Annotated in this window: 12 protein-coding genes; all 12 read right to left on the reverse strand. The window is 46.5% G+C overall.

The genetic code is table 11. The annotated features are described in order from the left end of the window. Positions 1–10 precede the first annotated feature (10 nt). Positions 11–1033, reverse strand: a complete 1023-nt coding sequence (gene wzy, locus FEK46_RS09740) for an O26 family O-antigen polymerase (RefSeq protein WP_135559430.1) — start codon at positions 1031–1033, stop codon at positions 11–13. A 65-nt stretch (positions 1034–1098) separates the two neighbouring features. Further along, a complete protein-coding gene (gene wzx / locus FEK46_RS09745) occupies positions 1099–2361 on the reverse strand; it encodes an O26 family O-antigen flippase (protein ID WP_135559429.1) in 1263 nt (420 codons plus the stop codon). After that, positions 2361–2903: a dTDP-4-dehydrorhamnose 3,5-epimerase gene (gene rfbC, locus FEK46_RS09750; protein WP_135491595.1), complete on the reverse strand. Its 543-nt coding sequence runs from the start codon at positions 2901–2903 to the stop codon at positions 2361–2363. Before rfbC ends, wzx begins: the two co-directional genes overlap by 1 nt. A 4-nt stretch (positions 2904–2907) precedes the next feature. Next, the gene (gene rfbA / locus FEK46_RS09755) at positions 2908–3786 is read right to left on the reverse strand and encodes a glucose-1-phosphate thymidylyltransferase RfbA (RefSeq protein ID WP_135559428.1); all 879 of its coding nucleotides are present in this window, start codon (positions 3784–3786) and stop codon (positions 2908–2910) included. 58 nt (positions 3787–3844) lie between these two features. Next, positions 3845–4744, reverse strand: a complete 900-nt coding sequence (gene rfbD / locus FEK46_RS09760; RefSeq protein WP_135559427.1) for a dTDP-4-dehydrorhamnose reductase — start codon at positions 4742–4744, stop codon at positions 3845–3847. Continuing rightward, the gene (gene rfbB / locus FEK46_RS09765) at positions 4744–5829 is read right to left on the reverse strand and encodes a dTDP-glucose 4,6-dehydratase (protein WP_138194676.1); all 1086 of its coding nucleotides are present in this window, start codon (positions 5827–5829) and stop codon (positions 4744–4746) included. The genes rfbD and rfbB overlap by 1 nt, the downstream gene beginning before the upstream one ends. A gap of 372 nt (positions 5830–6201) precedes the next feature. Further along, entirely contained in the window at positions 6202–7095 is an 894-nt protein-coding gene (gene galF / locus FEK46_RS09770; protein WP_000183029.1) for a UTP--glucose-1-phosphate uridylyltransferase GalF, read from the reverse strand. A gap of 174 nt (positions 7096–7269) precedes the next feature. Next, the gene (gene wcaM, locus FEK46_RS09775; RefSeq protein WP_135559426.1) at positions 7270–8664 is read right to left on the reverse strand and encodes a colanic acid biosynthesis protein WcaM; all 1395 of its coding nucleotides are present in this window, start codon (positions 8662–8664) and stop codon (positions 7270–7272) included. Between the two features lie 10 nt (positions 8665–8674). Continuing rightward, a complete protein-coding gene (gene wcaL / locus FEK46_RS09780; protein ID WP_130206915.1) occupies positions 8675–9895 on the reverse strand; it encodes a colanic acid biosynthesis glycosyltransferase WcaL in 1221 nt (406 codons plus the stop codon). Further along, positions 9892–11172, reverse strand: a complete 1281-nt coding sequence (gene wcaK, locus FEK46_RS09785) for a colanic acid biosynthesis pyruvyl transferase WcaK (protein WP_135559425.1) — start codon at positions 11170–11172, stop codon at positions 9892–9894. Before wcaK ends, wcaL begins: the two co-directional genes overlap by 4 nt. 179 nt (positions 11173–11351) lie before the next feature. Further along, positions 11352–12830 carry a colanic acid undecaprenyl disphosphate flippase WzxC gene (gene wzxC, locus FEK46_RS09790; RefSeq protein WP_135559424.1) on the reverse strand — a complete coding sequence of 493 codons (1479 nt, stop codon included), beginning with the start codon at positions 12828–12830 and terminating at the stop codon, positions 11352–11354. Position 12831: 1 nt separating this feature from the next. Further along, entirely contained in the window at positions 12832–14226 is a 1395-nt protein-coding gene (gene wcaJ / locus FEK46_RS09795; protein WP_135559423.1) for an undecaprenyl-phosphate glucose phosphotransferase, read from the reverse strand. Positions 14227–14263 lie beyond the last annotated feature (37 nt).

Consider the following 14263-nt stretch of genomic DNA (forward strand, 5'->3'; position numbering starts at 1 on the left):
CTCATAAGTGTCATAATGAGTATGGTAACCCAAATACAATGTAATCATAATCGATTTGGAGTGTATAATATATTGACAATGCCAAAGTGAATAACAGTAGATATGAATAAAGTATATATCGGGTAGGTCTACTTATATACTGTGCGATAGACATCATTACCAGATACTTCAATAATAGTGCATTTCTAAAAATCCTATTTATTTCATCGATATATAAAAGCAACGGTGAAAACACAGAAAGAAATAATAATAGCGAGAATATTATATCAATCCATCGCTTAGTATGTAAATCAGTTATTATTATTTTTTTTCTGAAGTAATATAACAAAAAAAGATCAAAAAGATAAGGACCTGCCCATATAACAAGAGAGTGAATCTTAATACCATCTGCTATATATGCATGTAACGTCCTGGTGCTAAATAACAAAATTAATATTTTAATTAAGAGTGGCACTACAATAAAAGACAGCACCAACCCCAAAACCATTAACTTATTATAGCCCCTCCAGGTACGAAATTGGATTATTACCCATGCCAATACATAAACAATACCTAAACTATGGAAAAGAGGTGCTATAAAGACAAAACAAAGAGAGTTAAATTTACGCTCTTTTTCTAACTCGATAAGAGAATTTATGACAAATAGAAAAAGAAATGTATTCCTGATTTGAACAATATCAATTGGCATTGGACACAACATGTAAAGTAGCAAACCAAATGCTGTATACTTGCTGTATTGTATTAATCGCAGGAATGTTATCCCAAGGAATAAACCGAGCAAGCCAATTATGACATCATGGGTTCCGCCGAAATACTTAACTCCATAAATTAACCAGCGATAACCAATCTCGGCATAAAGTTCATTGACATTAAATATATCAACATACGCTTCATAGTCTTGATTCTGCCTATTAATGATAAATAAAGTAGTAATAATAAGTACAATTACCAAATTACTTAGCTTGCTTGCTCTAGCGTAGTTGAATGCAATAACCCATAAACCTAAAACCATCACAAATATGATGTAATACATTCTTTCCCCGCAATTTATTCAGTCTATAGCCATGATGATTTTGCACTATCAGTTCTTACCGGGAATTATAATCGTCTCACTTTATAAATTCTAAGTATGAGAATAAGTAAGATAAACTCAGCAAATACATAAGCAATTGCAGTGCCTATTTCAGCAAAGAAATAACTCAGGCATAATGATAAAATAATAGTTGAAACACCCGTAATGGCCACTATATAAGAAAATTCTTTTTTATACCCTCTTATGGACAATCCAACCGAGCCAAACATAAAATTGTATATCCCCATAAATATTGCAAAAGACATTATTGATAAAGGGATAAACGCGCTTCTAATTTCAGCGATACTTTGAATCTTATATCCCAATATAGTACCCAACACCCCTAAACTCAGGACAATGAAAACCATGAACTTTAGCTGAATATTTGTGCTTGCATATAGCAGGCTTTTATATTCCCCAACTTTGTATGGTTCTAATTTCGATTCATGTTGCTTTATCAACCTCGTGAAATAGTATTGATTTAACGGTGTTGCTATAGACTGAATACATTTAATAATTTTCTCTGCCGTCGCGTACAGAGACGTTGCAATAGGTGAAGCAAGAACGCCAAGAATAATAATATTACTGTTTCTGTATAGAATAACAAATATATTAGCAATGAACAGATGATAGCCTGTGCATATATATTCGAGAATTTCTGCCCGTTGAATTTTAGATTTATTAGTCTTATTTTGATAGAATATATATATTAACGACAGCACGCCAGATAAAAAATACGAACCAGACACACAAATGACATAATAATAACTCGTCAAATGGCCTGCTGGTCCATTATAAAGATAAATAAGACATAATGACATACCACGAGCAATTAGTACAAAAACAGCCAATGGCCTATTGTTATTCGTAGCCTGAAAAAAATAGTTAGATTGTAATATCATCCCTAATGGGTACAATAAAAATAATGCCAAGTATACACTTAATGTTTTATTAATTAAATATGTTATAAATAAAAGACATATTCCTGAAATAACAAATAAGCATATCCTACAGATTAGCGTCAGAATGTAAACTTTAAATATCTCATCTTTTGTTACACTTGAAATAACCTTCTGCACGCTTATAATATCAAAACTGTATAGCGAAAATATAAGCACATATAGTGCTAGTACTTCACCAACAGCAATACTTGAAAAGATGTTTTCCCCTAAGGTAATAAGAAAAAATGGGAATACCAACACAGGAAATATGGCATTCGCACCCTGAATTATTGCCAACTCCAATACTGAATGATATTCCTTTATTTTTTGAAGTTTTTTTTTCAACATCAATGGTCATTTAGCCTCAAAATTGATGAGCCTTTTTTATCTTTTTCTGAGATTGATATCGGTTTATTTGGCCAATCAATCATCAAAAAAGAATCATCCCATTTTATGCAACCTTCTGATTCAGGATGATAATAATTCGTCGTCTTATAAACAAACTCCGCCGTCTCGCTCAGCACCAAAAAACCATGCGCAAACCCCTCAGGGATCCACAACTGACGCTTATTCTCTGCAGATAAATTAACACCAACCCATTTGCCAAACGTAGGTGACGATTTTCGAATATCAACCGCAACATCAAAAACTTCACCAACAACGCAGCGCACCAGTTTCCCTTGAGCATAAGGTTCTAACTGGTAATGAAGCCCACGTAATACGCCTTTACTGGATTTAGAATGATTATCCTGAACAAATTCAACCTTACGCCCTACAGCCTCTTCGAAAACTTTCTGATTAAAGCTTTCCATAAAGAAACCACGCTCATCACCAAAAACTTTTGGTTCAAAAATCAGCACATCAGGAATTTCAGTTTTAATTACGTTCATTTTATTAATAACCTTTAATCATTTTCAGCAGATACTGACCATAAGCATTTTTCTTCAGCGGTTCGGCTAATACTTTCACCTGCCCAGCATCAATAAACCCTTTACGATAAGCAATCTCTTCCGGGCAGGAAACTTTCAACCCCTGACGCTCTTCAATGGTGGCAATAAAGTTACTTGCTTCAATAAGGCTTTGATGCGTCCCCGTATCCAGCCACGCATAGCCACGCCCCATCATAGCGACAGACAAACGTCCTTGTTCCATATAAATACGGTTAATATCGGTAATTTCCAGTTCGCCACGGGCAGAAGGCTTAAGGTTTTTCGCCATTTCCACGACGTCATTGTCATAGAAATAAAGCCCAGTAACCGCATAGTTACTTTTTGGTTCCAGCGGTTTTTCTTCCAGGCTAATTGCCGTGCCGTTATTATCAAACTCCACGACACCATAGCGTTCAGGATCATTAACGTGATAAGCAAATACCGTTGCACCGCTTTCTTTGTTAACCGCAGCGTCCATTAATTTTGGCAAGTCGTGTCCATAGAAGATATTATCTCCAAGCACGAGTGCACAATCATCGCCACCAATAAAGTCTTCACCAATGATAAACGCTTGCGCCAGGCCATCCGGACTCGGTTGTACTTTATACTGTAGATTAAGCCCCCACTGGCTCCCGTCCCCCAACAATTGTTGGAAACGCGGTGTATCCTGTGGCGTACTAATAATCAAAATATCGCGAATACCCGCCAGCATCAGTGTTGAGAGCGGGTAATAGATCATAGGCTTGTCATAAATCGGCAACAGTTGTTTACTCACTGCCATCGTCACAGGATAAAGACGAGTGCCGGAACCACCAGCCAGAATAATACCTTTACGCGTTTTCATTTCACCATTCCTTTTAATTCATCCCGCTCTGGCATCATAAGCGAGATGCAAAAATTTGTTAAATTGCCGTAGTCGTAAATAATTCGTTGAGCATACGTTTCACGCCCACCTGCCAGTCAGGCAAGACAAGCGCAAAGTTCTGCTGAAACTTTTCTGTATTGAGGCGAGAGTTATGGGGGCGACGGGCTGGTGTGGGATAGGCCGTTGTTGGCACGGCGTTGAGTTTGTTAAGAGCTAGGTTGATCCCTGCTTTGCGTGCTTCTTCAAATACCAGAGCGGCATAATCGTGCCAGGTTGTTGTACCGCCAGCAACCAGATGGTACAACCCAGCAACTTCTGGTTTGTCTATTGCTACGCGAATGGCATGAGCGGTGCAATCAGCCAGCAATTCGGCACCTGTTGGTGCGCCAAACTGATCGTTTATCACAGCCAGTTCTTCGCGTTCTTTTGCCAGACGTAACATTGTTTTGGCGAAGTTATTTCCTTTACCTGCATATACCCAGCTGGTACGGAAAATAATATGCTTTGCGCAATGTTCTTGTAACGCTTTTTCTCCGGCTAGTTTAGTTTCACCATAAACATTCAAAGGTGCTGTTGCATCCGTCTCCTGCCACGGTATTTCACCGGTCCCCGGAAATACGTAGTCAGTAGAGTAGTGAATAACCCAGGCGCCGACTTCATTAGCTGCCTTTGCAATCGCTTCGACACTTGTCGCGTTAAGTAATTGTGCAAATTCCGGTTCTGATTCAGCTTTGTCTACTGCGGTGTGAGCGGCTGCGTTGACTATAACATCAGGCCGAATGCTTCTTACGGTTTCAGCTACACCTTCGGGATTACTAAAATCACCACAATAATCAGTGGAGTGAACATCAAGAGCAATCAGATTACCCAGCGGTGCCAGAGCACGCTGCAATTCCCAACCAACCTGCCCTGTTTTGCCGAATAGGAGGATATTCATTACTGGCGGCCCTCATAGTTCTGTTCAATCCACGATTGATAGGCGCCACTTTTCACATTATCAACCCATTTTGTATTGGACAGGTACCATTCCACTGTCTTTCGAATCCCGCTCTCAAACGTTTCTTGCGGTTCCCAGCCCAATTCACGGCTAATTTTATCGGCATCGATTGCATAACGGCGATCATGCCCTGGGCGATCAGCAACATAAGTAATTTGCTCACGATAAGATTTCTCTTTCGGTACTATCTCATCCAACAAATCACAAATAGTCAGCACAACATCGATGTTTTTCTTTTCGTTGTGTCCGCCAATGTTATAGGTTTCCCCCGCTTTACCTTCAGTAACTACGGTATACAACGCTCGAGCATGATCCTCTACATACAACCAGTCGCGGATCTGATCTCCTTTGCCATAAATAGGTAATGCCTTACCTTCCAGTGCATTAAGAATAACCAGTGGAATAAGCTTTTCCGGGAAATGATAAGGACCATAGTTGTTCGAGCAATTAGTCACAATTGTCGGTAAACCATAAGTACGTTTCCATGCGCGAACCAAATGATCGCTTGACGCTTTAGAAGCAGAATACGGACTACTTGGCGCGTATGCTGTCGTTTCCGTAAATAACGGCAACGTTTCATTGCTATTTACTTCATCCGGATGGGGTAAGTCACCATACACTTCATCAGTAGAAATATGATGAAAGCGGAAGTTTTTTTTCTTTTCATCATCCAGACCAGACCAATAATTGCGCGCTGCTTCTAAAAGTACGGAAGTTCCTACAATATTAGTTTCAATGAATGCCGCCGGGCCAGTTATTGAGCGGTCAACGTGGCTCTCAGCCGCCAGGTGCATCACCGCATCTGGCTGGTGTTGTGAAAAAATACGAGCCATCGCTGCGGCATCGCAGATATCTGCATGCTCAAATGAATAACGTTCAGAATCAGAAATTTCAGCGAGCGATTCCAGATTTCCGGCGTAGGTTAATTTATCGACATTAACAACACTATCTTGCGTATTATTTATTATGTGACGAACAACAGCAGAACCAATAAATCCTGCGCCACCAGTAACAAGTATCTTCACTTTTTTATTCCATATAGCCAGAGAGCATGCTGTGAAATAGACTGCTCCAGATTTGATTAATAGATGCATTAATGCACGCTACCGCCCCTGGCTTAACAGCTACCAGAGCACTGCGTACATTTCCACGATGTGACGAGCGTAACCCACTCGTGCCAAATCCGAAAAATTCAAACGCTAATTGTCTTACCAAACAGCTGTAGAAACAAGGAAAATCCTGGAAAAATTTGAACTATGATTGCAAGCTAACATACTGTTTTTATTATATTTATAAAAACAACAACGGCAGTGAGATTCAATGAGCAAAACTTATGCTACGAATCTTCACTGCCGTTTTTAATTACTTACTGACCGACACTTCCAGTCAGGAATTTGTTACTCGCTTAACAACTTCTCAATGCCTTTGCGGAACTTAGCGCCTTCCTTCAGGTTACGCAGCCCATACTTCACAAACGCTTGCATATAACCCATTTTCTTACCACAGTCGTAACTGTCCCCAGTCATCAGCATTGCGTCAACTGCTTGTTTTTTTGCCAACTCAGCAATGGCATCAGTCAACTGAATACGTCCCCATGCTCCAGGTTGAGTACGCTCCAGCTCAGGCCAAATATCGGCAGAAAGCACATAACGCCCTACAGCCATGATGTCTGAGTCCAGGGTCTGCGGCTGATCCGGTTTTTCGATAAATTCAACAATGCGGCTAACTTTGCCTTCACGATCAAGCGGATCTTTGGTCTGGATGACGGAGTATTCAGAGAGATCGCCCGGCATGCGTTTTGCCAGAACCTGGCTGCGGCCAGTTTCGTTAAAGCGCGCAATCATTGCGGCCAGATTGTAACGCAGCGGATCGGCACTGGCGTCGTCGATAACAACATCCGGCAGCACCACGACAAACGGGTTATCGCCAATGGCTGGTCTGGCACACAAAATCGAGTGGCCCAGACCTAAAGGTTCCCCCTGACGCACGTTCATAATGGTCACACCTGGCGGGCAGATAGATTGTACTTCCGCCAGCAGCTGGCGCTTCACGCGCAGTTCAAGGAGAGATTCTAATTCATAAGAGGTATCGAAGTGATTTTCGACTGCGTTCTTGGACGCATGAGTTACCAGGAGGATTTCTTTGATCCCTGCAGCCACAATCTCGTCAACAATGTACTGAATCATTGGCTTGTCGACGATCGGTAGCATCTCTTTAGGAATCGCCTTAGTTGCAGGCAACATATGCATCCCAAGACCCGCTACAGGAATAACTGCTTTTAAATTCGTCATTATTTCATCCACCTGTAAAATGGTTGCTGAATTATAGCTTGTTCGATTTTTTTCGCCAGCATCAATTCCCCTGAATTGATTACTGATTTACTTCCGATGTTACGCCGCTTCGCTCAAGATTGCAGTAGCGTTATTCTTAAGTATGGTTCTATTTTTCCAGGAATGGTCGCAAATCTACCTGCCCCGTTCCGGCAGCTTAAAGTTAATATTTTCCACATTAACGACATGGTGATTAATCCTGTCGATATCGACTGAACTTTGTCCTTTTTCATTCACCGCATGAACATTTACCAGCGACAGTAGCGTCTCGTTCTTTGCCATAAAGACACCACGAACGTCCTTTCGCAGGTCGAAATTCATGGTCAATGCCGGCCCCGCAGTGGATTCTTGCATTACGTTGATATTACGCATAAAAATGTGTTGCGGCTTGTTGTGAAGCTCCAGCGAAGAACGCTTTATTTCAATGTTGGTCAACGCCACGAATGAGACGGCATTCCCTGCGGAAATTTGGATTCCGCGCAATTTCCAGGCAATGTTAGTGTTATCAAGATGAATATTATTCAATCTGAAGTTTTGTGGTATTGAGAGATACTTACCTTTAATGACTCCGTAACCGATTAACATTCCGGCACTCTTTGTCATTTCTATATTGTCAATAACAAAGTTATCACATCCATATATCGCTACCGTGGCGTTATCAATACCCGCTTTCTTGCTGAAAGCTGGCGTAATATTATGAGCCTTGATATTACGAATGATGAAGTGTTTGCCGTTCTCAACATGAATCAGTTGCCGACAATCCGATCCCGTGATATTCGCCACGACAAAGTTTTTAACCGACTGGTCTTCCGGGTAGTTATTATTGTAAGTACTTCCTGCCAGTCCTATGCCAATACCCCAGTTGATTTTGCCGTTAGTACAGTTGATGCGCTCGATGACATGGTCAGATATCAAAATGTCGCGATCATTGATTGCTACATTCCATTCAATAGCGTCGCCCTGTAAGTCGCTGAACTTACAATTGGTGATGTTGGCACCGATAATCTGGTTATGAAATCCCTGGCGTAAAATGGCGTAATTAGCGTGGCTAACAGTCAGGTTATCGATAGTCAGGTTGCGCATGACACGTTTATTTTTGCCGCCGATATAAATCTGCGTTACCGGGCCAAAGCCGCTCATCGCCAACCCTTTAATGGTGCAGTCAGAACCGCGCACATCAAGGGTGATGTTATGCATACGGCCGCCCTCCTCCCCTGTCACCTGGCTGCCGTCCTGTAAGACAAATCGCCCTCTGCCGTTGCCGCGCAGGCTTCCAAGGATGTGTAACGTTTTGCCACGAGGAATGAAGATGCCGGTGTTGATATTGTCACAAACCAATCCGGCAGGCACGACGACCGTTTGCCCTTCGCTGAAAGCCTGTTTAAATGAGGCGATCCAGTCGTGTGGATTGTAGTCGTTGATATTAACGCTTTGTCGGGCAGGAAGTGCACGGGCGAAAGGGGTATGAAGGAAGGCAAGCGCCGAGCTTGCCGTCAGGAAGGTGCGTCGGGAGAGTTTTTTAAATGGCATGCGTTCTCCTCTATAAAGCTTGCAACAAGCTGGCGAGTTCTCGGTTAATCACCTGCTGGTTAAAATCGTGTTCGACTTTTTCGCGCGCGCGTTTGACGACCGGAGCCAGTTCGTCGGTGTCCAGTTGGCTAAACGCCGCCAGTCGTTGCGCCAGTGCACAGGCATCGTTCTCAGGTACCAGCCAGCCGGATTTATCGGCCTCCACCAGTTCCGGAATTCCGCTATGCAGAGTAGAAACCACCGGAATGCCGACCGCCATCGCCTCCATCAGCGCCACCGGAATGCCTTCCATATCACCGTCCGCGCCCGTAACTGATGGCAGCAGGAAAACATCCGCGTCGTCGAGCATCGCCTTCACTTCGTGGCTCGGTTTAAAGCCCGGCATCTCCACCACATCTTCCAGTTGATATTGTTCGATGAGGGTACGCAGCCGTCGTTCCCACGGGCCAATGCCGAGGATGCGATAGCGAAATGCCACGCCCTGCTCTTTCAACTGACGGCAGGCTTCAATCGCCACGTGCAGGCCTTTTTTCTCGGTTAAGCGTGCGACGGAAATGATTTCCAGCGGTGTTGCGGGCGCTTTCACGGGACGCGGGCTAAAGCGCGTCATATCTACGCCCATGCGCGATACGGCGATTTTTTCCCTTGGGCAGCCCATTTTTTGCAGCCTTCCGGCCCACAGATCGCTTATCGGTAACATCAGGTCGCCACGGCGAAACAGTTGTTGATATTCGGGAGTGTAGTGGTTGAGCACTTCCCGACTGGAGATATCAATGCCATGGAAGATAGTCGCAATTTTGCCGCGAATGACACCCAGTTCGCGTAGTTTTGCTGCGGTTACCCCCGCTGGGCCAAAATGAGCGATAAAGACATCAGCATGAAACGGTGTTGAGACCTGGCCGCAAATGGCAGACAAAATCAGGTTTCGCGACTCTGCGCCATAGCGTTTGAGGTTGAGCGCCTGCCAGGTATTTTTACGATGAATGCCGCGTAAGGTCTGGCTGGCGCGATGACGCAGCTTCGCCACTTTGCCCGTAGGTTCGTCCTGTAACCAGCGGGTTCTGGCGGCAAGGTTATATTTCGTCCATGCCGCGTGAGTGTTCTGGGTGTCGCCTTTTTGCAGCGCGACAATCTCCACCTCAAAACCCATATCAATAAACGCGGTAATTTGGTTGAGAACGAAGGTTTCCGACGACAGCGGAAATTTCAGTAAAAAGAAGCCGACCTTCATTTCGCCTCCCCGATGCGCTCAAGCACAGATTGCACCACCTGCATTCCTGTCTGACGCTCACGACTGACGGCTTCGCTAAGTCGCGCGTTCAGCGCCGGAAGCTGGCCTAAGGTATCCGCAACCATCGCTTGCAGGCTGCCGTCCAGTAAATGACGGATATCAATTGCCATCTCTGGCAGTCCCAGCTGCTGCATAATCCCGGCGGATTTATGTTCGTAGTTGATGGCAATCGCCGGAGTGGCAAAGTTCATTGAGATAATGGCGGAGTGCAGGCGCGTACCGACGGTGAGTTCACAGGCACCAAGAATTTTGCCCAGTTCCAGATCGTTGAGTTCATCCATCACCACGTGGTAACGGGCAGGATCGCTGATGTGCTGGCGCAGATTGAGCGCCACCATGCGGTCGTCTTTGTTATAGCTGTCGATGCCCGTACAGGTGGAGAGCGCAATGACCTGATAGCCTTCGTCGAGAATGCGATTAACCACTCCGGCAAAAGCTTTTTCATACGCTTGCTGAGTGGTGCCGAGACGTTTGTCGAACGGTGCCAGTTCGCGCAGGGTAATTGCCACCGTTTTCTGTTGTGCGGCAACGTCCAGCCAGTGTTGAACAGCATAGCTGGCGGTGAAATCTTCTGTGTGGTGATCGACCAGCCACGCGGTATCGACGCCATGTTCAACTTTTGCGGTAGTGATATTGCTGCGTTTCATCAGTTCAAGACTGACCGATTCGCGCAGGATCAGCGCGTCGCAGTGACCAAAGACGTAGTTCGCCAGTTGGTTAAATTGCTCATCCTGGAATGGACCGACGCTATGACCAATCATAAACAGCGGCTTTTTTGCCATAAACGTGCAAAGTGCGTGTTCAAACTGCGGCACGCCGTAGAGATCGACAAAAAACGATCCGCCGACCTGGATAATGGCGTCGTAACCTGACAGCAGGCGCACGAAGTCGGTGAATCCCTGGGCGATAGCGATATTACGCAGCTTGCCAGTGTCGGTCACACGGGAAAGCAATACCTGATGCTGGTAGCGGCGACGGAGGACTTTTTTAACGCGCCCGACAACGCCCGCCGCGCTGTTGTGTTGTTTCATTTGCAGGAACAGCGGATCGCCCATTACCGGGCGATTGAGCAGCCAGGAAGAACTGACCGGATAGCGGCTCATCACGTCCACTTCGGCGTGTGGATTGAGGATGTTGATGGCATCAAGTAGGCCGCGCAAGATGGCGCTGTCGCCGCGATTGCCGCAAGTGTGGTTGCCCAGAATAAGTAATTTCATTTTTTCCTCATAAATTTGATGCCAGGTGAGGCTGTGTTTGTTGTGTTCGTTGCCGCTTTTTGCCTGATGCAACGCTTGCGCGTCTTATCAGGCCTACAGGTCCCGAGCACAGAACCGTAGGACGGATAAGGCGTTTTACGCCGCATCCGGCAACCGTTGCCGGAACTGAAAACAACAATTCACCCCGCCCGTAAAAGCATTTTCATTTTTTCGCTGCGACAAAACTGACGCTTCACTTCCACCACCAGCGGATGGCGCGACAGCACAATCATCACCACAAACGCCAGCACGCCCGCGGCTATTTGCACCGCCAGCAGCATCCCCAGCGCCAGTTGTGCTTTCAGCAATACGCCCAGCGCATAACTGACCACCAGCGTCGGCAGCGAGAGATAAAACGGCAGCCATAAACTCAGGATGTACTGGCGATAACTGGAGCCGAGCACCGGTTTAATCATCACGAAATAGCTCAGAATGGTGTTGATAATCTGCACCAGCAGGAAGCCAAGCGTGACGCCAATCGCGCCCGCCATCTGCCCACCAATAACAATCGCCGGAATAAACAGAAAGGTTTTGAATACGTTGAATTTAAAGCTGATATCGACCCGCGCTTTCGCCATCAGCAGCGAACCAATCGGGTTACCCACGGAGCGCAGAAGCCCCACAATACACAGCAATTGCAGCACCGGAATAATGCTGTTCCACTTTTCACCAAAGACCAGCGGTACAAAGTTATTCGACACCACCATCAGCCCGAGCAGCGCCGGAAAGTTGATAATTCCCACCACCGACAGCAGCTTGTAGAAGTTAATGCGCAGCTTTTCGGTGTCGTCCTGAATTTTGGCAAACGCCGGAAACAACACGCGGGTGATGATTGGGTTCAGTTTCATCGGCGGCACAACGGCCACGTTGTACGCCAGGTTGTATCCTCCTGCCACGCCCGCGCCAAGAATACGCGCCAGCACCAGCGTCGAAAGGTTGGTGTTGAGATAGTTGATGATGCTGTCCGCCGTCAGCCAGGCGCCAAAGCGTAAGTTCGGTGCCACCGACGCCAGCGAGAAATGCAGACCGGGGCGATAAATTTTGCGACCAAAGTAGCCAAACAGCAGCGTTCTTACCGCACTATTGACCAGATAACCGAGGATCGCGGTCATCGCCAGCGGCCAGAAATGGGCGCTAACCACCGTAAAAGTGAAGCCCGCCAGCACCGCGCTGGTTTCGATCATGCCGATTTTGTTGAACTCCAGCTCCTTCTGCATCAACGCGCGGAACTGCTGCCCGTGGGGGATCACCACAAACGCCAGCGACAATGTTTTAATCAACGGTGCCAGGTCCGGGTTATTCAGCACGTCACCAATGGCATCACTCAACAAAAACACCGCCACGCACACCACGATCCCCAGCCCGACGTTCAGCCAGTACAGCGTGGTGAGTTCCAGGTGACTGATTTCTTTTCGCTGAATAATCGAGTTAGCGATACCGAAGTCAGAAAGCGTATCTGCCAGCGCGATGATCACCAGCGACACAGTAAGCAAACCGAACTGGTGGTTGTCGATAATCCGCGCCAGCACGGTCATCTGCACCAGCCCGAGGCCGATAATGATCACCGTGGCAATCGCCGACCACTTTGCGCCGCTGATGGTTTTTTCACGTAAGCTCATATCAATATGCCGCTTTGTTAACGAAGCCTTTGAATACCGTCAGGAAAACGATTTTGATATCGAACCAGACGCTCCATTCGCGGATGTACTCAAGGTCGAACTCGACGCGTTTTTCCATTTTCTCCAGCGTGTCGGTTTCGCCGCGCCAGCCATTAATCTGCGCCCAGCCAGTAATGCCCGGTTTCACCTTATGGCGCAGCATGTAGCCTTCAATGAGCTGGCGATATTGTTCGTTATGCGCCACCGCGTGCGGACGTGGACCCACAATCGACATCCCCCCGGTCAGCACATTGATAAACTGCGGCAATTCGTCCAGCGAAGTGCGACGCAGAAAGTTCCCCACTTTGGTGACGCGCGGATCGTTCTGCGTCGCCTGAGTCACCACTTTGTCGTTCTCCATCACTTTCATGGAACGGAACTTCCACACTTTGATCGGTTTGCCATCCATGCCGTAGCGAGTCTGGCGGAAAATAACCGGCCCCGGTGAACTGAGTTTCACCGCCAGCGCAATGCAGCACAGCACCGGGGAGATCAGCAGCAGGATCAGCGTTGCCAGCACAATGTCTTCCGCACGTTTTAGCAGGCGGTTAACTCCGGAAAGCGGCGTGTCATATAGCGGCACCACCGGTACGCCGTTCATCTCTTCGATACGGGAATGAAGAATATTGAAGGTAAAAACATCAGGGATCAGCAGCACCGAACAGGTGGTATCCGCCAGTTGATGGACCAGTTTTTTCACGCGCGCGCCGTCGCACATTTGCATCGCAATATAGACGTTATGAATCTTGCCCGCTTTCGCATCCTCGACCAGCTGTTGCAGATTGCCCGCCCAGTCGTTAGAAACGCCGCCTGGTTTCGGGTCGTGGTATACGCCCACCACTTCAAACCCTAACCACGGCTGATTACGGAAGCTCTCCATCAGCATTTGTCCGGCGGCTAAATCCCCCGCCACCGCGACCATGCGCTTGTTATAGCCATGGTTACGCAGCCAGCCCGCCCCAATGCGAATACACGAACGGCAAACCACCAGTCCGATACTTGTCAGCGCATACCACGCCAGCCAGATTTTCAGTTGCGTGTCGAATTCATTATTGAACGCCACCAGTCCGGCGCTGAAAATCACGCTTAAGGTCCAGTTTTGTAGCAACAGGGCAAATTCTGTCGCTGCCCGAACACCGCGCCATGAGCGATAAAAATCGGTGATGCCGCCCAGCATCTGGAACACCACCAGCGTAATCAGCGCCACCAACAGGTGCATGTAGAGGAATGACAGTCCGCTGACTTCGCAAACCAGCCATAGTCCGGCAAACATGATGGTGATATCTGAAAAGCGTTGCACCATAGAGATTAACGATGCATTGGTTTTCGCTCGCTCGCGCTTTTTTAGATTTGTCATCGTTGTTCCTGTTATTAGCCCCTTACCCGCAATGGGG

The organism is Escherichia sp. E4736 (assembly GCF_005781225.1).
In the GTDB taxonomy this organism is placed as follows: domain Bacteria; phylum Pseudomonadota; class Gammaproteobacteria; order Enterobacterales; family Enterobacteriaceae; genus Escherichia.

Coding starts and splice junctions, on each gene's coding strand:
- wzy (WP_135559430.1), bottom strand. CDS start 1,033: ATGTATTACATCATATTTGTGATGGTTTTAGGTTTATGGGTTATTGCA.
- wzx (WP_135559429.1), bottom strand. CDS start 2,361: ATGTTGAAAAAAAAACTTCAAAAAATAAAGGAATATCATTCAGTATTG.
- rfbC (WP_135491595.1), bottom strand. CDS start 2,903: ATGAACGTAATTAAAACTGAAATTCCTGATGTGCTGATTTTTGAACCA.
- rfbA (WP_135559428.1), bottom strand. CDS start 3,786: ATGAAAACGCGTAAAGGTATTATTCTGGCTGGTGGTTCCGGCACTCGT.
- rfbD (WP_135559427.1), bottom strand. CDS start 4,744: ATGAATATCCTCCTATTCGGCAAAACAGGGCAGGTTGGTTGGGAATTG.
- galF (WP_000183029.1), bottom strand. CDS start 7,095: ATGACGAATTTAAAAGCAGTTATTCCTGTAGCGGGTCTTGGGATGCAT.
- wcaM (WP_135559426.1), bottom strand. CDS start 8,664: ATGCCATTTAAAAAACTCTCCCGACGCACCTTCCTGACGGCAAGCTCG.
- wcaL (WP_130206915.1), bottom strand. CDS start 9,895: ATGAAGGTCGGCTTCTTTTTACTGAAATTTCCGCTGTCGTCGGAAACC.
- wcaK (WP_135559425.1), bottom strand. CDS start 11,172: ATGAAATTACTTATTCTGGGCAACCACACTTGCGGCAATCGCGGCGAC.
- wzxC (WP_135559424.1), bottom strand. CDS start 12,830: ATGAGCTTACGTGAAAAAACCATCAGCGGCGCAAAGTGGTCGGCGATT.
- wcaJ (WP_135559423.1), bottom strand. CDS start 14,226: ATGACAAATCTAAAAAAGCGCGAGCGAGCGAAAACCAATGCATCGTTA.